The organism is Aestuariivita sp., from assembly GCF_021404545.1.
In the GTDB taxonomy this organism is placed as follows: Bacteria; Pseudomonadota; Alphaproteobacteria; order Rhodobacterales; family Rhodobacteraceae; genus Aestuariivita.
The window spans coordinates 1-21,508 of record NZ_JAAWWD010000067.1; the positions used below are offsets into that span (position 1 = coordinate 1).

Here is a 21,508-nt window from a genome sequence, read left to right on the forward strand (position 1 = left end):
CGGCCCGTTTCCCCAAGGAACGCTGGGGGGGTGCCAGCTTTGCCCGGCCGCGGGGGGGCCCCTGGCGTTGGGGGGCCGCATGGCCCTTGGTCCGAACCTGACGCGCCCATCTAGCCCCTGTGGCGGGCGAAACCTTCAGGCGCAATGCCGCCGCACGCCCGTTTAACCCTTCTTCAATGTACGTCTGAAACCGCGCCCGGAGCGCTCATGGCAACGGGGCTGACATGATCCATCCTCCCAATACAGATGACTCACATCTCAACCCTCATGGGCCCCCCCCCGCTTCAGGTTCAGGTCGAAACGCTTTAGGCCTTTCCGTAAATGGCGCAACCCGTCCATTGGGGTTGGGCGCGCCAGCGTTCTGGTTCAAGCGGCCCGGAGAACGGTGGCTGTGGATGATGATCTGGAGATCTGTCACGATCAGAGTTCGCGGTTCGCGCCTCACGTCCTGCCCACCCCCTTCGCCCGATCTTGGTCTGCCCAGGAACGACATGGCCCACGGTGCCGCTTGCGGACAAGACCGGCCAATCATGCCACGCGCCAATCTCGTCCCCACCCAGATATGTCGCGCCTCACCAGTCACGCGACGCATCACAGCAATGGACAAGTCGCGCGCAATCGGTCACTCAGGCGCTATGCGCGTGCTTGGCCCATTTCCCATTGTCCGTTTTCTGCGGCCGACCACATGAGTATTGCCGCCTCCAAAGCCGAGACCGCATCGCGCAGCCGTGCGATCCTGATGATGATCGGGGCGATCCTGTGCTTTTCGCTGATGGATGCCACCGTCAAGGCGCTGGCCCCCAAGGTGGGTGTTCTGCCCGCGCTCTGGGCGCGGTATGCCGGGCAGATGCTGCTCGTGTTCGTGCTGGTGCTGCCCCGTTTGAAGACGGTCGCCCACACTGCCTATCCGGGGCTACAACTGGCGCGGTCTGTCCTGCTGATGTGCGCGACGGGGTTTTTCTTTTGGGGCCTCAGCCTGATCGCGCTCACCGATGCGGCGGCCCTCATGGCGGTGAACCCGGTACTGATCACCCTGGGTGCTGCGCTCTTTCTGGGCGAAAAGCTGGGCTTTCGGCGGATCGGCGGGATCCTGGCGGCCCTTCTGGGTGCTGCGATCATCATCCGTCCCGGCAGCGATATCTTTACGCCTGCCGCCCTTCTGCCGCTTCTGGCGGCGGTGTGTTACTCGTCCTATGCGCTGCTGACCCGACGGATCGGCCACCGTGAGGATGTCTGGACATCGCTCTTTTACACCGGTCTCGTCGGCACAGTGATCCTGACCCTGGCGGTGCCCTTTGCCTGGCAGGCCCCGGATGCGACCGCCATCGCACTGATGCTGCTTACGGCAGGGTTCGGCACCGCCGGGCAGCTTCTGTTAATCCGCTCACTCAGCCTGGGTGAGGCGGGAATGCTCGCCCCTTACGCCTATTGCGGGCTGATCTTCGCGGCCATCTGGGGCATCGTCTTTTTTGCCGAGTGGCCGGATCTCTGGACGGTCGCGGGCGCACTTGTGATCGCGGCGGCGGGGCTCTATGTCTGGCACCGCGAAACCTATCGTCGCTGATCGCTGTCATGCCCGTTGATGCCTCGCAACTTTCCCGCGCTGCCCGCGCTCGGCATTTCGCCACCAATCTTGTGCTGCGCGGCCTGATCGGCGCGGTCTTGCTGCTGCCTTACGCAATGCGCGTGCGGTTCATGGGATGGCTGGTCTCAACCGTGGCCGCCCCCCTCGCCGGGTTCGACAAACGCATCCGCCATAACCTGTCCCTGACCCATCCCGATCTACCGGAGGCGGAGGTCAGGCGCCTCTGCCGCGCGGTGCCCAACACTGCCGGCCGCACCCTGATCGAGATCTATTCAGGCGACGGGTTTGCCCGCCACGCCAACGCGTCCGAGCCGACAGGGCCCGGGCTTGCCGCGCTCAAGGCCGCGCGGGACGCCGGGCGGCCCGTCTTTCTGGCGGGGGGGCACTTTGGCAATTACGATGCGATGCGCGCCAATCTGATCCCGCGCGGATATGAGATGGGCTCGCTTTACCGGCGTATGGCCAACCCGTATTTCAACGCCCATTACGTGCGCTCGATGCAGATCAACGGCCCGCTTCTGTTCGAGCAGGGCCGCCGCGGCATGCGCGAGATGATCAAACATCTCAAGGCAGGCGGAACAGTGGCCATCCTGCACGATCTACATGTCCATGGCGGTGAAGAGCTGACGTTTTTCGGCCAGTCGGCTGTAACGTCGCTGGTGACCGCCGAGCTGGCGTTGAAATACGAGGCCGAGATTATCCCGTTCTACGCCATTCGCCAGCCCAACGGTCTGGACTTCAAGATCGAGCTGCACGCGCCCATCCCGCATACGGATCCGCGCACCATGACACAGGCCATGAATGACGATCTCGAAGCGATGATCCGCCAGCATATGGATCAGTGGTTCTGGATCCACCGGCGCTGGAAACCCTGGTATGGGCGCGGCTTGCCCGACGGCGGCGGTTAATCGATCCGCACCGCCGCAACAATCGCGCCGTGGTTCTCGTTTTGCACCAGAACCGCCACCGGATCCGTGCCGGTCACGGGCATGCTCAGTTCCAGCGGGTTTTTCCCGTCCCAATCCGCCACGATCGTCATCTCATGCACAACATTCGCATAGCGCATGTAATGGCCGGCATTTTCCCCTCGGGTGATATTGATGCTGCGCTCTGGCGTATAGCGCAGCACTTGCACGACCATCATGTTATGGGGGGCCTCGGCCACCATCCGGGCGCGAATGATCAGCTCGTCCCCCGCCCGCTGCACTGCCAGATGCGCCTGCGCCGGAAGCGCCGCGTGATCGGAGATAAGCTTGGCCAGTTCCATCGCCCGGGCCCCGATGACGCTGTCGGTGCCATTGATGATCATCTGCGGCGTGTAGACAGACCGCCGTTGTCCCGCCACGGCATAGGCCTTTTGCCGTTCCGTATGTGCGGGGCTGGCAAACTGGTCCTTCCAGCCGATGTAGTCCCAATAATCCACATGCAATGCAAGTGCGATCACATCGTCACGCGCCGCCAGGTCATGCATCAGCTTGTCGGCCGGTGGACAGGACGAACACCCTTGCGACGTAAACAGCTCGACCACCACAGGGTTTGTTTGGGCCGATGACGGCGCAGCAACGCAAACCCACATAAGGGCGATAAGGGCAACAAAGGGCTTCATCAGATGTCCAGAACGTCCGTGTGAGTGTCATAGGGACATAGACAAGACGCCAGGAAATGACCAATCAATGTTTCGAGAGAGTTTGTCATATGTGCAGCTGCCCTGTAGTTTGTGCACCATGGTATACAAAATCGACGCACCCCCTCTCTTTGCTGTTGAACCAAACCGCGTTAGGCGTCAGATAGCACCCAACACCCACCCCTTTTACCCACCTGATCAGGGAGGCCAAAGATGCCCATTACCGTCGGACAGGACACCGCCAAGACCCGCCGTACGCTTACCGTGAACGGCAAAAGCATTTCGTATTACTCCATTCCCGCCGCGACCGAGGCCGGTTTGGGCGATTTCTCGAACCTGCCTGCCGCGCTCAAGGTCGTGCTGGAGAACATGCTGCGCTTTGAGGATGGCAAGACCGTCAGCGTCGACGATATCAAGGCCTTTGCGACCTGGGGTGCCCAGGGCGGCAAAAACCCGCGTGAGATCGCCTATCGCCCGGCGCGCGTTCTGATGCAGGATTTCACCGGCGTTCCGGCGGTTGTCGATCTGGCGGCGATGCGCGACGGCATTGTGGCCTTGGGGGGGGATCCGGAAAAGATCAACCCGCTGAACCCCGTGGATCTGGTCATCGACCACTCGGTCATGATCGACGAGTTCGGCAACCCGCGCGCGTTCCAGATGAATGTGGACCGCGAGTATGAGCGCAACATGGAGCGTTACACCTTCCTCAAATGGGGCCAGTCCGCGTTCAATAATTTCCGCGTCGTGCCCCCCGGCACCGGCATCTGCCATCAGGTGAACCTGGAATATCTGGCGCAAACCGTCTGGACCGATGTGGACCAGGCCGGCGACGAGGTCGCATACCCTGACACGTTGGTGGGCACCGACAGCCACACCACGATGGTCAACGGTGCCGCCGTTCTGGGCTGGGGCGTCGGCGGGATCGAGGCCGAGGCCGCGATGCTGGGCCAGCCGATCTCGATGCTGATCCCCGAGGTCGTGGGCTTTGAGCTGACCGGCCAGATGGTCGAAGGCACCACCGGCACCGATCTGGTCCTGAAAGTGGTCGAGATGCTGCGCGAACGCGGTGTTGTCGGCAAATTCGTCGAATTCTACGGCGCGGGCCTCGACACGCTGCCGCTGGCGGATCGCGCCACCATCGCCAATATGGCCCCTGAATATGGGGCGACCTGCGGCTTCTTCCCGATTGACGGCGAAACGCTGCGCTATCTGCGCAATACTGGTCGGGACGAGGACCGCATCGCGCTGGTCGAAGCCTATGCCAAGGAAAACGGGTTCTGGCGCGGCGATGATTACGCGCCGGTCTATACTGACACGCTGCACCTGGACATGGGCACCATCGTGCCCGCGATCTCGGGCCCCAAACGCCCGCAGGATTACGTCGCCCTGACCGATGCGCAGACCGCCTTCCAACGCGAGATGGAAGAGACCTTCAAGCGCCCCATGGGCAAGGAAGTTCCCGTCGCGGGCGAAGACTACACCATGGAAAGCGGCAAGGTCGTGATCGCCTCGATCACGTCCTGCACCAACACGTCGAACCCTTATGTTATGATCGGCGCAGGGCTGGTGGCGCGCAAGGCCGCAGCCCTGGGTCTGGATCGCAAGCCTTGGGTCAAAACCTCGCTCGCTCCCGGCTCTCAGGTCGTCAGCGCCTATCTGGAGGCCGCGGGCCTGCAAGAGGATCTCGACAAGATCGGCTTCAACCTGGTGGGCTATGGCTGTACCACCTGCATTGGCAATTCCGGTCCCTTGCAGAAAGAGATCTCCGAAGCGATTGCCGAGGGCGATCTGGTGGCCACTTCGGTGCTGTCGGGCAACCGCAACTTTGAAGGGCGCATCTCGCCCGATGTGCGCGCCAACTACCTCGCCTCACCGCCGCTGGTGGTGGCCTATGCGCTGGCCGGCACGATGGACATCGATCTGGCCACGGCCCCGATCGCCCAGACCCCCGATGGCAAGGACGTCTATCTCAAGGATATCTGGCCCAGCCAGAAAGAGATCGCCGAGCTGGTCGACAAAACCGTGACCCGCGAGGCCTTTGTCGAGAAATACGCCGAAGTCTTTACCGGCGACGAGAAATGGCAATCGGTCGAAACCACGAACGAAAAGACCTATGACTGGCCGCCTGCCAGCACCTATGTCCAGAACCCGCCCTATTTCCAGGGCATCACGATGGACACCAAGAAGATCGAGAATATCGAAGGCGCCAAGGTGCTGGCGGTGCTGGGCGATATGATCACCACCGACCACATCTCGCCCGCCGGGTCGTTCAAGGACACAACACCCGCCGGTCAGTACCTGATCGAGCGTCAGGTGCCCGTGCGGGAGTTCAACTCCTATGGTTCGCGGCGCGGCAATCACGAGGTGATGATGCGCGGCACCTTCGCCAATATCCGCATCAAGAACGAGATGCTGGACGGGGTCGAAGGCGGCTATACCAAAGGACCCGATGGCGCGCAGATGTCGATCTATGACGCGGCAATGGCCTATCAGGCCCAGGACACTCCGCTGGTGGTGTTCGGCGGTGAGCAATACGGCGCAGGCTCGTCCCGCGACTGGGCGGCCAAGGGCACGGCACTTCTGGGTGTCAAGGCCGTGATCGCGGAGAGCTTTGAGCGGATCCACCGCTCCAACCTGGTGGGTATGGGCGTGATCCCGTTCGAGTTCACCGGCGGTGACAGCCGCTCCTCTCTGGGCCTGACCGGCGAAGAGACAGTGTCGATCCATGGGCTCGACACGATTCAACCTTTGCAAGAAGTGCCCTGCACGATCGTGATGGCCGATGGAACCGAAAAGACCATCACCCTGAAATGCCGGATCGATACCGCGGTGGAAATTGAATATATCGAAAACGGCGGCGTTCTGCATTACGTGCTGCGTAACCTCGCCGCTGCGTAACCGCGATATCAAATAGACGTTGATCGAGGCGCCTCTTGGGGCGCCTCTTTTCTTTTCGATGGATTATGGCGCGAAAAGAGGCCGTTGATACGCGACAACCAGACCGGCCGCCGCGATTGATCAAAGTCAATGCTCTGCCGGGTGCAACGCAGATACTGCACCTGCCCAGCCAACCCAGAAAACTCAAGGTGGAGCCCACCATGACCATCTCGCCAATGCTGTTTATCTGTTTGTTTTTTGCCGGTTTTGGCGTCTTTCTGCTGGGTGCGGCGGCCATCTGGTGGGTCTCGCTTCAGGCCAGGAGCGCGGGACGCTGATCCTGCCCCGGGGAACAAGGCAAGGCCCTGCCCCGCCGATTCTTCTGGTGCGCACAATTGCGCCCCGGTTTGTGCAAAAATAAATCATCACAAATGATGATAGTGATTGGCATAGTGCCGCCGCATCATATGCGCGTGCATGATCAGGGAGGTTATTATGCCAATCATTCCAAATCTCAGACAGTCCGTCGGCCTGGGTAAAGCGCATCCGGCATTCGGTCCCGGAAAGAAATTCGCCGACACGGATGGCGCCATTCAACCCATTGCGCCGCAAGCGTTTCTCGACACGCCCCAGTTGATCTATTCGAACTGGAACCAGGCCTGTGGCGGTATCGACGCGCCCCTTGGCGGCCTGCCCAACGCCACCCGAATCGCGGTGATCGGCGCGGGCATGTCGGGCGTCACTTCGGCCTTTGAGCTGGCCAAAGCCTGCGGGACGGGCCAGCAGATCACGCTTTACGAGGCCCGAAGCGACATCGGCGGCCGCACAAGATCGGTCGTCACACCGGATGGCATCAATGTCGCGGAACTGGGCGCGATGCGGTTCCCGCCCAGCGAGGATCTGCTTTATTACTATGCCAACAGCCTGGGCTATGGGTTTGTCTCGGGCTTTCCGGATCCGGGCAACCAGCCCACGGTCGTCTCCTATCAGGGGGCCGCGCAAACCTGGACCTCGTCGGAAAACTACCCCACCGGGTTCGGCACCGTCTATACCGGCTGGAACGCGTTTCTGAGCAATGGGATAACCTCCGGCGGATCGACGATCTTGGCCTCCGCGGAGAGCCTGCAACACTATCTCACCAACCCGACGCAGAACTACGCGTCCACGGTGATCACCGAATGGCAGAAATACCTGGATACGTTCGGCAGCGACAGTTTCTACACCGGTCTGCAAAAGATCTTTGGCGCAAACCATCAGTGGGATGTGCCCGGCGGGACGGTCTGGACCGATGAGGACTTTGTCAAATTCGGCGCGCTTGGGCTGGGATCGGGCGGGTTCGGGCCGCTTTATCCCATCGGGTTCAACTATGTGTTCCGGCTGATCCCAAACGGGCTTGAGACGAACCAGTCCACCTTTGCCAATCTCAACAATGGCGGCACGCCGCAGCCTACCGGGATCCAGGACCTGACCCAGGCGATCTGGCAGAAGGCGACCGATCTGGGCGTGACCACCAAGCTGTCTACCAAGGCCACGGTCGTCGATTCCGTGCGTGTCGGGCCGGACCAGAACTATGTCACCGTGCGCGAAACGGATCAAAACGGCACCACCACCGATGTGCAATACGACATCGTCATCGCCGCCACCACCAGCCGTGCGATGAATGTCGGCATGTCGGTGTCCGACTACAACGTGACGGGACATCAGGCCAATGTTCAGTACCTGCCCGACAATGTGAACCAGGCGATCAATGGCACGCATATGACCTCGTCGTCCAAGCTCTTTATCCGAACGGCGAAATTCTGGGAGGGTCAAAGCAACGACTTTCCCCGCAACATCCTGTCGGACACCAAGGCGCCACAGCTCTACACGCTTGACTATGGCGATCCGAACTATGGGATGGTGCTGGTCACCTATACCTGGGAGGATCTGTCGACCCAGCTAATGGCCGTCTCGAACGCAGAAGACGCCACCCCTTCGCCCTCGGCATTGCTGGATATGCTCAAGGCCGAACTGAACGTGATCATGCAGCAATCGGCCTTCCCGAACTATGTGGACAATCTTGTGCCGGTGAACGGAGACAGCGATATCTACATGATCCACTGGCAGCTTGACGCCAACTCCTATGGCGCGTTTACGCTGGCCCAGCCCGGGCAGGATCAACAGATCGCGGACATGTTCTATCAGTCCTACAACGCCATCATCTATGAAAGCGAGTATGCGGGTGTGTTCATCACCGGTGACAGCACATCCTTTATCGGCGGCTGGATCGACGGGGCCTTGCAGCCCACCATGAACATGCTGTCGGCGATCCTTTACAAATACGGTGTGCTGGACCCTCTGGGTGCCGAGTTCGCCCCGGTGCTCCGGATCAATCCGACCACGTATTCCTATTCCTGATCCGTGACCGCGTGGCGGGCCTCTAGAGCGGGCCCGCCATCAACCGCCCGCGCCGCGCGCCCGCTCGATCGCGGGGCGCAAACGGTCCTGCAACACCCGCTCGGTCACCGGCCCGGCAAACCGCAGGATGATCGTACCGTCGCCCGCGATCACATAGGTTTCGGGCACGCCATACAGCCCCCAATCTAACGCCATACGGCCATTGGCATCCGCGCCGATGCCGCGATAGGGGTCGCCCAACTCTTCGAGAAAGCCAATCGCCTTGGCGGGCTCATCTTTGTAATTCACCCCGTAGATCGGGATGCCTTCGTCGGCCAGTGTCTCAAGGTGGGGATGCTCAACCCGGCACGGCGCACACCAACTGGCCCAGTAATTCACCAGCTTGACCTCTCCGTCGCGCAGATCGGCATCGCTGAACAGCGTCTTGCCCGGCAATTCGGTCAGAACCACCGCCGGTGCGGGCTGTCCTTCGCGCGCCGAGGGCAGCGCATCAGGATCTTCGCGAAACATGCCGATCCCCGCCAAAAGGGCAAAGGCTGCGAAAATCGCCGGAGGGGCGAGCATAAGGGGGGAAATCCTAGCCATTCTTGCTGCGCTGCTCCTCTATTCGCGCCATCTCGGCGCGCACCTTGCGGCCGCGCAGCACCGTCATCACCACCAACACGACCAACAGCACGATAGAGGCCGCATAGGCCGACAGCACCGCATCCGCGTATTTACCCAGATCCGGCATCATGCCTGCGCCCTCGTCCGTGTGGCCAAGGCCCTGATCCGGCGCGCCCGGATCTCAGTTCCGGTCCGATAGAGCACCAGGGCAATGAACAGGAACACGAAACCCGCGATGCAGACCAACAGCGGATAATAGAACACATCCGCCACATTCTCTTCTTTATCCAGGCTCAGCGACGCCCCCTGATGCAGGCCCTGGTTCCAAAACAGCACCGCATAGCGGCTCAGGATCGCAAAGACCGATCCGACAAGGCACAGGACGCTTGTCAGATCGGCGGCGGTATCGGGGTTCTCGATCGCTTCCCACAGTGCCACATATCCAAGATAAAACAGAAACAGGATCAGGAACGACGTCAGCCGCGGATCCCAGGCCCACCAGGTGCCCCACATGGGCTGGCCCCAGATCGCCCCGGTTGCCAGCGCGATCAGCGTCATCACGATGCCGATGGGGGCCGCGGCCCGGGCGGCAAGCGCACTCACATGGTGGCGACGCACGATCCAGATCAGCGAGGTGACCAGCATCATCACCCATATATTGATCGCCATCATCGCCGAAGGCACATGAAGATAGATGATCTTGACCGTGGAGCCCTGCCGGAAATCATCCGGCGTAAAGAAGAACCCCCAGATCAGCCCCACGACCAGACAGACCGCGGCAGCGGCCCAGAAAAACGGCAGTATCCGCTCACTCGTGGTGAGGAATTTTTTTGGATTTGCGTATTCCCAAAGCGACATAGACCCCATTTAACCCCTTACCTCTCCGGTCTCAATTCACAACTGTTAACGCAGATTGACGCGCAGGACAGCCGCGCTCGCAAACGGCAGGAGCGCAATGACACCCGCCGTTATCCCCGCAAGCATCAACAGCGGGGTTGTGACCTCCATCCCTTGGGCGCCGCGCCGCGCCACCTCGGCCCCGAAGATCAGCGTGGGCACATAAAGCGGTAGCACCAAGAGCGACAGCAAAAGCCCCCCGCGTTTCAGCCCCACGGTCAGCGCCGCCCCGAACGTGCCGATCACCGACAGCGCAGGCGTGCCCAGGGCCAGGGAGATCACGACCCAGACATAGCCCGGTGGCGCAAGGTTCAAGAGCACCCCCAATAGCGGCGCCGCCAGCACCAGCGGCAGGCCAGTGGTCAACCAATGCGCCAGCGCCTTGACCGACACGATGCTCTCCAACGGCAAAGGTGCCGTCGCCAGAAGGTCAAGCGACCCATCCTCCCAATCCAGCGCCAGCAACCGGTCGAGCGACAAGAGACAGGCCAAAAGCGCGCCCAGCCACAAGATCCCCGGCGCGATGGTCGTCAAAAGCTGCGATTGCGGCCCGACACTGAACGGGACCAGCACCGTTACGATCAAAAAGAACGCCAGCCCCAGGCCAAATCCGCCGCCCGCGCGAAACGCCAGCCGCAGGTCGCGCATCAACAGGGCAATCACAAAAAGCTCTCCTCGAAGGCGTCGACCGCATCCAGCGCCGCGCGGTAGGGGGCCAGTTCCAGCACCTCCGCCTCGATCCCCAGTTCGATATGGGTGGCCATTATGGCTGCGCCGCCCTGCTTCAGATGCGCGCGCACCGCCCCGGCAAACATCGCCACCGCATCGCGGTCAAGCGACACAGTGGGCTCGTCAAACACCCACACAGGCCGCGCCGTCACCATCAGCCGCGACAGCCCCAGCCGCCGTTTCTGCCCGGCCGAAAGCGCCCCTGCGGGCCGGTCGCGCAGCGGTGCCAGCGCATAGGCGTCAAGCGCGGCGTCAATCCCGCCGGCACCAAAGACCTGAGCCCAGAAAATCAGGTTTTCGGCCACACTCAGCGTCGGTTTGATCCCGTCGGAATGGGCCGCATAGGCGATGCGATCCTCCGCGCCGGTCACCATCCCGGCCAAGGCCGGTTGCAGCCCCGCTATCGTGCGCAAGAGCGTTGTCTTGCCAACGCCGTTGGGGCCCCGCAGGATCAGCGCGCCGCCATCGGGCACAGTGAAAGACACGCCCTCCAACACAGGAAGGCCGCCACGGGCAACGCTAAGATCGGTCACGGTCAGGCTCATGGCCAAACCTCTAACCCACCCATGCTGCACACAAAAGCGCTAGATCGTCTCAGCGCGGATCAGACTGGCAACATTGCCAGAGCGATACGCCGCCCTTCCGAGAGCAGGACATTGTAGGTCCGCGCGGCGGAGGGCGAGTTCATCACCTCGACCCCTATCCCCAGCCCATCAAGCTCGGCCCGCAGGTCGGCAGGGATATGGGCGGTCTCGGCCCCCGTGCCCAGAAAAAGGACGTCGATCTGACCCTGCAACGCAAAGAGCCGCGCGCGGTCTTCATAGCCCGCCCAGGCTTGGGTGCCTGTGGGGCCGGTCAGGACGCCCCCCTCATAGACCTGTCCGCCGACACGGAAAAATCCTGGACCATAGCCTTCGACAGGGGCCGCATCAGTATAGGTGACTTCGTTCAGGCGCATGGATTTACTCCCAGATCGGCAGCCCCAGAAGGGCCGAGACGGCGATAACCGCATAGGCCACGGCCCGGAAAACCCGGTCTCTCTCGGGATCAAACAGCCGTGCGCCAACGATGTTTGAAATCATATAGAGCGGGACGAGGATCAACGCCACCACCACGGCTGTCGCATCCAGCAGATCAAGTGCGATAAACAGGCCAAGCATCAGAACATCGATGCCCAGCAGGTAGAGCAGGAAATTCGCGCGGATGACCGAAATGGCCCGCGCGCTGGCCATGTAGAGCATGATCACAGGCGGCCCGGGAATACCCGCAACACCGCCCAGAAATCCGCCCAGCGATCCCAGGCCCGTGATCGCCGCCGGGCCAAGCGTTCCAGTATAGCGCCAGCCGCTGATCACAAGGCCCAGCAGGATCAAAACCACCACTGAAACGGTCCAGCCAAAAACCTCCGGCGACAGCATCGACAACGCCCACAGGCCAAGAGGCAGACCAATCGCCGCGCCGATCAGCAGGCGCAGCGCCTCGCCCCGGTGGCCATCGCGCAAAGCCGCACGCAGATTGGGCAGCGGTCCCCAGAATTCAACGACCACCAGAAACGCCAGAGCCGCAAACGGATCGAGAACCGAACTGGCCGCCGGCATGATGATCATGGCCGAGCCAAAGCCCGAGAACCCCCGTACAAGACCCGCCGCGACTATTGCGGCGGTCAGCCAACCAAGTCCCGGCAGAGACAGGGCCTGGGCCAGAATGTCAGGCATCTACATTGGCGAACTGGTTGCCAGTGGTATCGGTCGGCTTCGACCAGTCCCGCTTGACCCCCAGATAGAGCAGGATCGCGCTGGCCACGAAGACCGACGAATAGGTCCCCACGATCACGCCCCAGATCATCGCAAAGACAAAGCCCCGGATCACATCTCCGCCCAGCACAAAGAGGGCTATCAGTGCCAAAAGCGTCGTGACCGAGGTCATCACCGTCCGGCTGAGCGTCTCGTTGATCGAGATATTCAGCACCTCCGCCAGCGGCCGTTTCTTGTATTTGCGCAGGTTCTCGCGCACCCGGTCAAACACCACCACGGTGTCGTTCAGCGAATAGCCCACAATTGTCAGAAGGGCCGCAATAATCGCCAGATCGAACTTGATCTGAAGTTCGGAGAATATCCCGATGGTCAGCACCACATCATGCACAAGCGCCGCCACGGCGCCGAGCGCGAACTGCCACTCGAACCTGAGCCAGATATAGACCAGCACCGCGCCGATGGCCAGGATCACGGCGATGATCGCGGTCGTGATCAGTTCCCCCGAGACCTTGGGACCAACGCTTTCGACCGAGACGAATTTGATGTCCGGCACCACGGCGCGCAGCGCCGCCTCCACCCTCTGGATCACATCGGCCGTGACGGATTCCTGCCCTTCCTGGGCCTGAATGCGCACCATGGCAACATTCTGATCCTCGGGGAATGTCGGATCGAACACCTCTGTGATGGTGATATCGCCCAGTTGCAACGCCTCCATCGCGGCGCGGTATTGCGCGACATCGATGGGTTGGGTGCTTTCGGTCCGGATCGTCGTGCCGCCGCGAAAATCGATGCCATAGTTCAATCCTTGCAGGAAGAACGAGACCATCGCCACGACCATCAACAGACCGGAGATACCCAGCCACAGTTTCCAGCGGCTGAAGAAATCGAAGGAGGTGCCTTGTTTGACCAGTCTCAGTCGCATCTCATACCTCAATCGTTTTCGGGCGGCGCCGTTCGAACCAAATCACGATGATCAGGCGCGTGACGAATATCGCGGTAAAGACCGAAGTCAGGATGCCCAGACCCAGCGTGATCGCAAAGCCGCGGACCGGACCCGAGCCCATGGCATAAAGGATCACCGCGGTGATGAAGGTGGTGATGTTGGCGTCCAGAATGGCGCTGAGCGCTTTTTCATAGCCCAGCTCGATGGCACGGGCTGGCCCCTTGGCGGATTTCAGCTCTTCGCGGATCCGCTCGAAGACCAGCACATTGGCGTCGACCGCCATCCCCACGGTCAGCACGATCCCGGCAATCCCCGGCAAGGTCAGCGTCGCCCCGATCAGCGACAGCAGCCCAAAGATCAGCGCGATATTCAGGATCAGCGCGACATTCGCGAAAAGCCCGAACATGCCATAGCTGAGCGCCATGAAAATCAGCACGCCCACGAACGCGGCCACCGTGGCGACACGGCCCGCATCGATGCTGTCCTGGCCAAGTTCGGGCCCGATGGTGCGCTCTTCGAGGAACTCCAGCCCGGCGGGCAAGGCCCCTGCCCGCAGCAGCACCGCCAGGTTTGTCGACTCCTCGACCGAGAAATTGCCGGTGATGATACCTGACCCGCCCGGAATATGAGACTGGATCACCGGCGCACTGATCACTTCGTCATCCAGAACGATCGCGAACGGATTGCCGATGTTTTCGGCCGTATAGTCGCCGAATTTGCGGGCACCGGTCGGATTGAACCGGAAATTGACCGCAGGCCGCCCGTTCTGGTCAAAGGAGGGCTGGGCGTCGACCAGTTCCTCGCCCGTCACAACGGGCGCGGATTCCAGAGTGTAGAACGTGCCCGGCTCGTCAATGCTGGGCAACAGCTTGTTGCCCACGCCCGGCGCCGCGTTTGCATCCGTACCCCGGCCGATCACCGGATTGAAGGTCAGCTGCGCTGTCGTGCCGATGATTTCTTTCAGCTCAGACGCGCTGCCGATGCCCGGCACCTGGATCAGGATACGCTGCGCGCCTTGCCTCTGGATCGTGGGTTCGCGCGTGCCAACCTCATCGATCCGCCGACGAATGATCTCAAGGGCTTGCCGGACGGTCCTGTCGTCGGACGCCGCGCGCTCTTCCTCGCTCAGCGTCACGATCAGAACGTCGCCCTCGCCGCGCACGTCGATGTCGGAGGCCGTTACCCCGGTCAGCGACGGGATCGGCTGGGCCAGCGCGCGGACCACTTCAAGCGCGCGGGGCATGCCCTCGGGCGTGCCGATGCGCACCCGAATCTCATCGGGCGCCGAGGGTTGCAGGCGGATCGTCCCGATGGTCGCGCGTTCGGGGCGCAGGATGTCGCGCACCTCGGGCCAGGTGGCCTCCATCCGGGCGCTATAGACGTCCTCGACCTGCACTTCGGCCAAAAGATGCGCGCCACCGCGCAGATCCAGGCCCAGATTGACCAGAGAGGACGGCATCCATTCGGGCCAAAGATCCGCCTCGGCCCGACGCTGGGGCGTCTCGCCCATCAGCTCGATCGCCTGCATCGCGTCATTATGGGTCTCGACCCGGGAATAGAACCCGTTGGGCAGGGCCAGCACCAGACCCACCACGCAGGTCAGCCAGATCAGCAGCCGTTTCCAAAGATCAATTTGCAGCATAGACCTGCCTTTTCAACGCCTTGGCGGGCAAAGTTTACGTTGCCGGTTCGGTCTTGTTGATCACCTGAGCGACCGTGCTGCGCACCACGCGCACCTTGACACCTTCGGCCAGCTCAACCTCGATCTCGCCATCGTCCTTGACCTTGGTGACCTTGCCGATCAGCCCGCCCTGGGTGACGATCTGGTCCCCGCGGCGCAGCGCCTCGACCATGGCCTGATGCTCTTTGACCTTCTTTTGCTGAGGCCGGATCAGCAGGAAATACATGATCAGGAAGATCAGAATAAGCGGGAGAAACTGGGCGAATGCGCCACCGTCCATGGGATTTTCCTTCTTTGAATGACGCGCGGGGGCTGCCCGCGAAGTTTGGCGGAACTTATGCGCTGAACGGGGGCGGTGCAAGGCGGCTTGGCGGGTAATTCGAGCCTCTGATTTGCACTGCCGCCACAGGCCCGCCCCTGCGTGCTTGGCAGTGACGTGGTTTGGCGTCATGTTGGCGTTGGGAACGGGATGGGATGGACGTGTGATGTTCGACACATTTGCCCCTGAATGGCGGATGCTGGCTTTGGGGACGCTGATCACGGCGCTGCTGGTCGTCGGGGTTCTGGCGACGCTGTCGGGCGGGGCCAAGGGCAACCTTCTGGACCGGGCTAAAGCGCGGCTGGGACTGCGGTCCGTCCCCTCGGCGCTTTTGGTCGTGGCGGGGGTCTTCTGGACTGTGCTGTTCCTGTGGCTGTTCCTGGGGTTGCTGGGGTTGGTCTTTCACGCCATCACCCTGGTCTTTGACAGCGCGGATCTGACAGACATCCGGACTGACCTTTTTGCGATTGCCGCCCTGACCGCGACACTGGGCGCGGTGGTCGCCCTGCCCTTCACGCTGATCCGGCTAACCCTGACGCGGGACCAGAACCGCCATGCGGAGGATGTGCTGTACAATGCAAAGATCACCGAGGCGACGCGCGATCTTTATGCCCAGCGGCAGGTGACCAAGCCGCTGGTGCGGGGTGGAAGCTATCGCCATCATCAGGACTTTTGGGAAGACGACATCATCCGCCGCAACGCCGCGATCGATCAGCTGGAGCGGCTGGTGGAGGAACGTGCCGAGAACGCCGTGGGCGTGGCCCGCATGTTGTCGGTCTATGTGCGGGAATTGTCCAAGGCGCATCCGGCGGTGGACCCGCCAAAGGATGCTGCGCCATCGGACCTGCGGGACTGGGCGGCCGGTTTGGCGCTGCAACGATCCGACATGGAAAAGGCGGTGCAGACGCTGGGCCGCCTGCGCTATTGGGCGAGACAGGCGGGGGATGACCTGATCATTGACCTGCGCGAGGCCAATTTGCAGGCAATGTCGCTGCGCGAGCTCGATTTCGACAAAACCCGCCTGACCGGGGCGCAGTTGCAGGGGGCAGACCTCCGCTGGGCGCAGTCCCCGGCGCCGCACCTCTTCGAGGTGCGGCGCTGAGGTCTGTCGATTATACCCAAGTTACCATATCTCTGGAGCAGATCGATAGTGTCTTTGGCGATGCCAGCGTGAGCCTGCCGGAACACATCGATCCCCCGGAACGGTTTTTGCGGGAGTATCAGGATTGGGACGACTTCCGCTCTGCCTGGCGCGCGTGGCAGAAAGAGATCGGGTTCGATCCGGACGATCCCGCGGCGCGGGACGAATAAGCGGGCGCGATCAAGGCGAACGGCGGTGGTTTGACCGGGGGACAAATCCGCTGGCCTCCGCTGCACAAAACGGGCTAGATCCCGTTCATGCCCTTTGCCCCTCATGTCTTTCGCCATACCCCGGCCCTGCGCGGGTTGATCACGCCGCCGGACCAGTCCGAGATGCGGTTCGGGCTGGACCGGTTTGCAGAGCTGGACGTTCAGGCCGCCGAAGAAGGCTGGCCGCCCGGCTGGCGGATGGAGCATGACGCGCGCGAGGCCAACAGGCAGGCGGTGCTGGGCGACCGGATGAACGCCGATCTGTGGGTCTTTGCCTATGGTTCCCTGATCTGGGACCCGGCGGTTTATGTGGAGGAGTACCGCTATGGCGGGCTCAGCGGCTGGCGGCGCAGTTTCTGCATGCGGCTGGAAGGCGGGCGCGGCACCCATGAGCGGCCCGGTCTGATGGCCGCACTGGACGAAGGCGGCCGGTGCGACGGCGTGGTGTTTCGTTTGCCCGCCGACCGGGTGGACGGCGAAACCGCCTTCATGTGGAACCGCGAGATGTTCGCGGGCGCCTATTGCCCGGTCTTCCTGGAGGTGGCGACACCGCAAGGCCCGGTCGAGGCACTGACCTTTGTCATGGACCAGAGCAATCCGCGTTACATGCCGGATGTGCCGGAGGAGCGGGCCGCACTGATGATCGCCCATGCCGAGGGCGGGCTTGGCCCCAATTTCGACTATCTGGACTCGCTGGTCCGGCATCTGGATGAGCTGGGCCTGGAGGATGCGGCCATGCATCGCCTGCATGCGCGGGTACGGGCAGTCCGCAGCGCCGAGGCCTGATCGGTTCAGGGGGATTGGTGGGGTGGCGCGCCCCAACCCTCTACCCACCGGCGCGGTGTTGCGGCATAAGTCGGACAGGACGACTCATCAAGGACAAGACCAATGCACGACATCCGCGCGATCCGCGAAAATCCTGCCGCTTTTGACGCCGCCCTGGCGCGCCGGGGGGATGCGGCCATGTCGTCGGAACTTTTGTCCGTGGACGAGGCGCGGCGGGCCAAGATCCTGACGGCGGAAACCGCGCAGGCCGAGCAGAACAAAGCCTCCAAGCTGGTGGGCGCGGCCAAGGCCAAGGGCGACGCGGCCGAGTTCGAGCGGCTGCGCGCGCTGGTCTCGGACAAAAAGGCCGAGGTCGCCGCGATGCAGGCCGAGGCCAAGGCGCTGGATGCGCAATTGACGGATATGCTGGCGCGGATCGCCAACCTGCCTGCCGAGGACGTGCCGGACGGCGCGGATGAGCAGGACAATGTCGAGGTGAACCGCTGGGGGGAGCCGCCTGCCCTGCCCTTTGAACCCAAGGAACATTTCGAGATCGCGGGCGTCGCCGCCTCGATGGATTTCGAGATGGCGGCCAAGCTCTCGGGCGCGCGCTTTGTCGTGCTGAAGGGCGCGGTCGCGCGGCTGCACCGGGCGCTGGCACAGTTCATGATCGACACCCATGTTGAGGAAAACGGGCTGACCGAGATGGCCACCCCCGTTCTGGTGCGCGACGAGGCGATGTATGGCACGGACAAACTGCCGAAATTCGGCGATGACAGTTACCAGACCACCAATGGCTGGTGGCTGATCCCCACCTCAGAGGTGACGCTGACCTATTCCGTGGCGGGCGATGTGCTGGAGGCTGCGGACCTGCCCATCCGTATGACCGCCCATACGCTGTGTTTCCGCTCCGAGGCAGGATCGGCGGGCAAAGACACCACGGGCATGCTGCGCCATCATCAGTTCGAGAAGGTCGAGATGGTCTCGATCACCCATCCCGACGACAGCGACACCGAACAAATGCGCATGCTGCGCTGTGCCGAGGATCTGCTGGAGCGGTTGGGTGTGCCCTATCGCACGATTGTGCTGTGTACTGGCGATATGGGATTCGGCGCCCGGCGCACCTTTGATATCGAGGCGTGGCTGCCGGGGCAGAACACCTATCGGGAGATTTCATCGGTCTCCACCACCGGCGATTTCCAAGCCCGCCGCATGAACGCGCGGTTCAGACCGCAAGGCGGCGGCAAACCCGAGTTCGTGCACACGCTCAACGGGTCGGGTCTGGCCGTGGGGCGCTGTCTGATCGCAGTGCTTGAAAATGGCCAGCAAGAGGACGGATCGGTTCGGCTGCCGGAGGTGCTTGCCCCCTATCTCGGCGGCAAGACCATACTGGGCGCCGACGGTGTCCTCAGATGAGCCCCGAAGCGCGCAACACCCTTTGGGCCGTGGCGGTTCTGGTAACGGCCGTCAGCTTTGGTGCGTCGTCTTTCGTGATCCCCGATTTCGGCGGATTCGACGCCGATCAATTCCCGGTCCCGCAAGAGGATCCGGCGGTACAGCCTGCGGGCTATGCCTTTGCGATCTGGGCGGTGATTTATCTTTGGTTGCTGGCGGGCGCGGCGTTTGGCGTCCTGGCCCGCGCCGACGCTCCGGATTGGGAGGAGATGCGGCCCTATCTGGTGATGTCGCTGGCGGTGGGCACAAGCTGGCTCGCGGTGGCCAAACTCAGCGCCTTTGCCGCTGCAATTCTGATCTGGGCGATGCTGATCCCGGCGCTGCTGGCGCTGTTTCGGGCGCCGCTTCTGGACCGCTGGTGGGCGCGCGCGCCGATCGGGCTTTACGCCGGATGGTTGTCGGCGGCGTCCTTCGTCGCGCTTGGGCTGGTTCTGGCGGGCTGGGGCGTGATGGGCGAGGTGCAGGCCGCGATCCTGTGTCTGGTGCTGGCGACGGCATTGGCCAGCGTGATCCAGGTGGCGCTGGAGGGGGTGCCCGAATATGGTGCGGCCGTGGTCTGGGCCCTGCTGGCGGTGGCGGTCAACAATCTGGGTGGTGCGCTTTTCGTGGTGGTTCTGGCGCTGACGGGGGCTGCGGTCGTGGGGCTGCTGGCACTCCGCGCGATGACAATCCCGCGCGCGTGAAGGAGCCCGTCCTAAAGACTCGTCTCAAGACCTGAGGCTCCGCGAGCGGCGGGACAAGTCCCGCCCTACACCTCTCTGTCAGGCGCGGGCCGTGCTGTTGGCACGTCGCTCCCGCGCTTTCGGGAAGGGCACCAGCCGTTGCGCCTCTTCATCCCAGAGCTTGAGATTAAGCGCGCGCACCGCTTCGATGAACCCGATCCGGCGGGGCGCGAATTCTTCGGGCAGGTCATAGCGCGCCTTGCGCAGGCGATAGCTGGGGATATTGGCATTGAAATGGTGCAGGTCGTGGCACGTGATATTGGCCACCGCGATATCGAACCAATGGCCGAAATCGAGCGTCGAGGACCCCTGTAGCGCAGCCAGCGCCGGGTCGAGATCCGGACGGCGGTCCCAATAGGTATCCTCGAAATTATGCTGGAGATAGACCAGAAACACGCCCAGCATGCCTCCCAGAAACGCAAAGCTGAAATAGATCGCCAGCCCAGGCAAACCGGAGAGCAGATAGATCAGACCGACCCAGGCCAGCACCAGCCCGTTATGAGCCAGCACCGCGCCCACGCCAAAACGCGCGGCATTCTTGGGCCACCGGTAACGGATGAAATAGGTGAAAAGCGCACCCAGCGGCACCAGGATAAACGGATTGCGGTAAAGCCGGTATTGCAGGCGCTGCCAGAACCCGGCCTGCTCCCATTCGCGCAGGGTCATTGTGTGGATCTCACCGGTCTCGCGATGGTCCAGATTGCCGGTGCCCGCGTGATGCAGGTTATGGTTCTGCTTCATCACCTCATAGGGCGCGAAGGTGAAAGGCGACAGGCCGATCCCCGCCCATTCATTCTGCTCGCGCGTCTCAAAGAGAGAGTGATGACCTGTATCATGCTGCAACACATAAAGCCGGACCGAGGCCACCGCATGCACGACGCCTGCGGGCAGCAGGATCCACCAGCTGTCCCGGAAGGCAATCGCCAGCCACAGCGAGCTGAAATACACCGCAAAGGTGCCAAAATAACTCAGCGCGGCGATACGGTTGTCCTTGTCGCAGTAAAGCCGCGTATACTCACGCAAATTCATGTCGTCCCCCGTCAGACGCCGCCTCGATTTCCCGAAGCGAACCCACATATTTCTCAGATAAGTCTAACAGTCCAATCGCACAAGTTTTTGACGGAGATTTCAAGAGCGTAGGATCGCAAAGAGCGGTGGACTGCCGATCTGGCGGGCCGCGACCGACAGCGCCGGGTTCCTGCCTTCTTCACGCATATGTCAGCGCCGTTGGGTCATCCACAAGATAGGGCCCACCGTATTCCCCCCAGAACCAACGGGAGGAAAGAACGATGCCGACACAGTATTTTATCCTTGGTCTGACCACGGCTGCGCTGCTGGCGGCCCTGCCGGCAACGGCCGACAACCGGTCCCGGGTCGAGGCATTTCCACTGCCAAACGGCACATTCGAGGTGGTCGCCCAGTTCAGCGAGGATGCGCTTTACTGGTGCGGGGCAAGCGTCGCTGCACAAGGGCTCGCGGGATCGACCCAGCGGATCTATGTCCTCCAGGGTCCCGGACCCAGCAGTGCCGCTCCGGGAAAACGCGCGGTCGTTTTTGGCCTGACACCGCCTGCGGGTGCCGGCGCTCCGAGCTTTTCCAACTCCGTCGAGGTGGTCGGCAACTCCCTGACCCTGGTCCAGGCGCGGCAAACCTGCAACGAGCGTTCGGCCAGCGGGTAGCACGCGGCCCTGTCGGATGAGCATCCCCGACCCAAGTCGGCGCAGAGCCCCTGCTTCTTCTGGCCAGAAATATTCCCGGGGGAGGCCGCAGGCCGGGGGCAGAGCCCCCAGCACCGCATGACCCG

23 protein-coding genes are annotated in these 21,508 nt (G+C 62.4%); 11 read left to right on the top strand and 12 right to left on the bottom strand.

Annotated features, from left to right (window positions below):
* Positions 1–685 precede the first annotated feature (685 nt).
* Both HEP69_RS21665 and HEP69_RS21670 read left to right on the top strand, forming a co-directional pair.
* Complete coding sequence (locus HEP69_RS21665) at positions 686–1,564, top strand: DMT family transporter (RefSeq protein WP_290560598.1); 879 nt, start codon at positions 686–688, stop codon at positions 1,562–1,564.
* Between the two features lie 8 nt (positions 1,565–1,572).
* Complete coding sequence (locus HEP69_RS21670) at positions 1,573–2,493, top strand: lysophospholipid acyltransferase family protein (RefSeq protein WP_290560599.1); 921 nt, start codon at positions 1,573–1,575, stop codon at positions 2,491–2,493.
* On the opposite strand, the gene HEP69_RS21675 is transcribed toward HEP69_RS21670, so the two are convergent.
* Positions 2,490–3,191 carry a DUF1223 domain-containing protein gene (locus tag HEP69_RS21675; protein ID WP_290560600.1) on the bottom strand — a complete coding sequence of 234 codons (702 nt, stop codon included), beginning with the start codon at positions 3,189–3,191 and terminating at the stop codon, positions 2,490–2,492. The two genes, HEP69_RS21670 and HEP69_RS21675, sit on opposite strands and share 4 nt — an antisense overlap.
* Positions 3,192–3,422: 231 nt before the next feature.
* Here HEP69_RS21675 and acnA point away from each other — a divergent pair, with 231 nt between their 5' ends.
* The 3 genes from acnA (at position 3,423) to HEP69_RS21690 (ending at position 8,483) form a co-directional block, all read left to right on the top strand.
* Entirely contained in the window at positions 3,423–6,107 is a 2,685-nt protein-coding gene (gene acnA / locus HEP69_RS21680; RefSeq protein ID WP_290560601.1) for an aconitate hydratase AcnA, read from the top strand.
* Positions 6,108–6,172: 65 nt separating this feature from the next.
* Positions 6,173–6,424: a hypothetical protein gene (locus HEP69_RS21685; protein WP_290560602.1), complete on the top strand. Its 252-nt coding sequence runs from the start codon at positions 6,173–6,175 to the stop codon at positions 6,422–6,424.
* Between the two features lie 157 nt (positions 6,425–6,581).
* Entirely contained in the window at positions 6,582–8,483 is a 1,902-nt protein-coding gene (locus HEP69_RS21690) for an NAD(P)/FAD-dependent oxidoreductase (RefSeq protein WP_290560603.1), read from the top strand.
* 39 nt (positions 8,484–8,522) lie between these two features.
* On the opposite strand, the gene HEP69_RS21695 is transcribed toward HEP69_RS21690, so the two are convergent.
* The 10 genes from HEP69_RS21695 to yajC are packed head-to-tail and all read right to left on the bottom strand — an operon-like array spanning position 8,523 to position 15,373.
* Entirely contained in the window at positions 8,523–9,068 is a 546-nt protein-coding gene (locus HEP69_RS21695) for a DsbE family thiol:disulfide interchange protein (RefSeq protein ID WP_290560604.1), read from the bottom strand.
* Entirely contained in the window at positions 9,061–9,219 is a 159-nt protein-coding gene (gene ccmD, locus HEP69_RS21700; RefSeq protein WP_290560605.1) for a heme exporter protein CcmD, read from the bottom strand. Before ccmD ends, HEP69_RS21695 begins: the two co-directional genes overlap by 8 nt.
* A complete protein-coding gene (locus tag HEP69_RS21705; RefSeq protein ID WP_290560643.1) occupies positions 9,216–9,947 on the bottom strand; it encodes a heme ABC transporter permease in 732 nt (243 codons plus the stop codon). Before HEP69_RS21705 ends, ccmD begins: the two co-directional genes overlap by 4 nt.
* Positions 9,948–9,992: 45 nt before the next feature.
* Positions 9,993–10,649 carry a heme exporter protein CcmB gene (gene ccmB, locus HEP69_RS21710; protein ID WP_290560606.1) on the bottom strand — a complete coding sequence of 219 codons (657 nt, stop codon included), beginning with the start codon at positions 10,647–10,649 and terminating at the stop codon, positions 9,993–9,995.
* Positions 10,646–11,260, bottom strand: coding sequence for a heme ABC exporter ATP-binding protein CcmA (ccmA, locus tag HEP69_RS21715; RefSeq protein WP_290560607.1), 615 nt, complete (start codon positions 11,258–11,260; stop codon positions 10,646–10,648). The genes ccmB and ccmA overlap by 4 nt, the downstream gene beginning before the upstream one ends.
* A gap of 59 nt (positions 11,261–11,319) precedes the next feature.
* A complete protein-coding gene (locus HEP69_RS21720) occupies positions 11,320–11,673 on the bottom strand; it encodes an Mth938-like domain-containing protein (protein WP_290560608.1) in 354 nt (117 codons plus the stop codon).
* A gap of 4 nt (positions 11,674–11,677) precedes the next feature.
* Positions 11,678–12,430, bottom strand: coding sequence for a sulfite exporter TauE/SafE family protein (locus HEP69_RS21725; protein ID WP_290560609.1), 753 nt, complete (start codon positions 12,428–12,430; stop codon positions 11,678–11,680).
* Positions 12,423–13,391 (bottom strand): protein translocase subunit SecF, encoded by a 969-nt coding sequence (gene secF / locus HEP69_RS21730; protein WP_290560610.1) that lies wholly within the window; start codon positions 13,389–13,391, stop codon positions 12,423–12,425. The genes HEP69_RS21725 and secF overlap by 8 nt, the downstream gene beginning before the upstream one ends.
* A 1-nt stretch (position 13,392) precedes the next feature.
* Entirely contained in the window at positions 13,393–15,054 is a 1,662-nt protein-coding gene (secD, locus tag HEP69_RS21735; RefSeq protein ID WP_290560611.1) for a protein translocase subunit SecD, read from the bottom strand.
* A gap of 34 nt (positions 15,055–15,088) precedes the next feature.
* Entirely contained in the window at positions 15,089–15,373 is a 285-nt protein-coding gene (yajC, locus tag HEP69_RS21740) for a preprotein translocase subunit YajC (RefSeq protein WP_290560612.1), read from the bottom strand.
* 205 nt (positions 15,374–15,578) lie between these two features.
* Here yajC and HEP69_RS21745 point away from each other — a divergent pair, with 205 nt between their 5' ends.
* From HEP69_RS21745 to HEP69_RS21765, 5 genes are all read left to right on the top strand, one after another.
* A complete protein-coding gene (locus HEP69_RS21745; RefSeq protein ID WP_290560613.1) occupies positions 15,579–16,514 on the top strand; it encodes a pentapeptide repeat-containing protein in 936 nt (311 codons plus the stop codon).
* A 68-nt stretch (positions 16,515–16,582) separates the two neighbouring features.
* A complete protein-coding gene (locus tag HEP69_RS21750; protein ID WP_290560614.1) occupies positions 16,583–16,723 on the top strand; it encodes a hypothetical protein in 141 nt (46 codons plus the stop codon).
* 87 nt (positions 16,724–16,810) lie between these two features.
* Positions 16,811–17,548, top strand: a complete 738-nt coding sequence (locus HEP69_RS21755; RefSeq protein ID WP_290560615.1) for a gamma-glutamylcyclotransferase — start codon at positions 16,811–16,813, stop codon at positions 17,546–17,548.
* A gap of 102 nt (positions 17,549–17,650) precedes the next feature.
* Complete coding sequence (gene serS, locus HEP69_RS21760) at positions 17,651–18,943, top strand: serine--tRNA ligase (protein ID WP_290560616.1); 1,293 nt, start codon at positions 17,651–17,653, stop codon at positions 18,941–18,943.
* Entirely contained in the window at positions 18,940–19,665 is a 726-nt protein-coding gene (locus HEP69_RS21765; RefSeq protein WP_290560617.1) for a hypothetical protein, read from the top strand. Before serS ends, HEP69_RS21765 begins: the two co-directional genes overlap by 4 nt.
* A gap of 78 nt (positions 19,666–19,743) precedes the next feature.
* On the opposite strand, the gene HEP69_RS21770 is transcribed toward HEP69_RS21765, so the two are convergent.
* Entirely contained in the window at positions 19,744–20,733 is a 990-nt protein-coding gene (locus tag HEP69_RS21770; RefSeq protein WP_290560618.1) for a fatty acid desaturase, read from the bottom strand.
* Between the two features lie 260 nt (positions 20,734–20,993).
* On the opposite strand from HEP69_RS21770, the gene HEP69_RS21775 reads away from it, so the two are divergent.
* Positions 20,994–21,383: a hypothetical protein gene (locus tag HEP69_RS21775; protein ID WP_290560619.1), complete on the top strand. Its 390-nt coding sequence runs from the start codon at positions 20,994–20,996 to the stop codon at positions 21,381–21,383.
* Positions 21,384–21,508: the final 125 nt, after the last annotated feature.

Excerpts from the sequence above, each read along its gene's own strand:
- secF (WP_290560610.1), bottom strand. The coding sequence starts at position 13,391 with ATGCGACTGAGACTGGTCAAACAAGGCACCTCCTTCGATTTCTTCAGC.
- HEP69_RS21690 (WP_290560603.1), top strand. The coding sequence starts at position 6,582 with ATGCCAATCATTCCAAATCTCAGACAGTCCGTCGGCCTGGGTAAAGCG.
- HEP69_RS21775 (WP_290560619.1), top strand. The coding sequence starts at position 20,994 with ATGCCGACACAGTATTTTATCCTTGGTCTGACCACGGCTGCGCTGCTG.
- yajC (WP_290560612.1), bottom strand. The coding sequence starts at position 15,373 with ATGGACGGTGGCGCATTCGCCCAGTTTCTCCCGCTTATTCTGATCTTC.
- HEP69_RS21770 (WP_290560618.1), bottom strand. The coding sequence starts at position 20,733 with ATGAATTTGCGTGAGTATACGCGGCTTTACTGCGACAAGGACAACCGT.
- HEP69_RS21745 (WP_290560613.1), top strand. The coding sequence starts at position 15,579 with ATGTTCGACACATTTGCCCCTGAATGGCGGATGCTGGCTTTGGGGACG.
- ccmA (WP_290560607.1), bottom strand. The coding sequence starts at position 11,260 with ATGAGCCTGACCGTGACCGATCTTAGCGTTGCCCGTGGCGGCCTTCCT.
- HEP69_RS21725 (WP_290560609.1), bottom strand. The coding sequence starts at position 12,430 with ATGCCTGACATTCTGGCCCAGGCCCTGTCTCTGCCGGGACTTGGTTGG.
- HEP69_RS21765 (WP_290560617.1), top strand. The coding sequence starts at position 18,940 with ATGAGCCCCGAAGCGCGCAACACCCTTTGGGCCGTGGCGGTTCTGGTA.
- secD (WP_290560611.1), bottom strand. The coding sequence starts at position 15,054 with ATGCTGCAAATTGATCTTTGGAAACGGCTGCTGATCTGGCTGACCTGC.
- HEP69_RS21695 (WP_290560604.1), bottom strand. The coding sequence starts at position 9,068 with ATGGCTAGGATTTCCCCCCTTATGCTCGCCCCTCCGGCGATTTTCGCA.
- ccmD (WP_290560605.1), bottom strand. The coding sequence starts at position 9,219 with ATGATGCCGGATCTGGGTAAATACGCGGATGCGGTGCTGTCGGCCTAT.
- HEP69_RS21705 (WP_290560643.1), bottom strand. The coding sequence starts at position 9,947 with ATGTCGCTTTGGGAATACGCAAATCCAAAAAAATTCCTCACCACGAGT.
- serS (WP_290560616.1), top strand. The coding sequence starts at position 17,651 with ATGCACGACATCCGCGCGATCCGCGAAAATCCTGCCGCTTTTGACGCC.
- HEP69_RS21665 (WP_290560598.1), top strand. The coding sequence starts at position 686 with ATGAGTATTGCCGCCTCCAAAGCCGAGACCGCATCGCGCAGCCGTGCG.
- HEP69_RS21675 (WP_290560600.1), bottom strand. The coding sequence starts at position 3,191 with ATGAAGCCCTTTGTTGCCCTTATCGCCCTTATGTGGGTTTGCGTTGCT.
- HEP69_RS21720 (WP_290560608.1), bottom strand. The coding sequence starts at position 11,673 with ATGCGCCTGAACGAAGTCACCTATACTGATGCGGCCCCTGTCGAAGGC.
- acnA (WP_290560601.1), top strand. The coding sequence starts at position 3,423 with ATGCCCATTACCGTCGGACAGGACACCGCCAAGACCCGCCGTACGCTT.
- HEP69_RS21670 (WP_290560599.1), top strand. The coding sequence starts at position 1,573 with ATGCCCGTTGATGCCTCGCAACTTTCCCGCGCTGCCCGCGCTCGGCAT.
- HEP69_RS21685 (WP_290560602.1), top strand. The coding sequence starts at position 6,173 with ATGGCGCGAAAAGAGGCCGTTGATACGCGACAACCAGACCGGCCGCCG.
- HEP69_RS21755 (WP_290560615.1), top strand. The coding sequence starts at position 16,811 with ATGCCCTTTGCCCCTCATGTCTTTCGCCATACCCCGGCCCTGCGCGGG.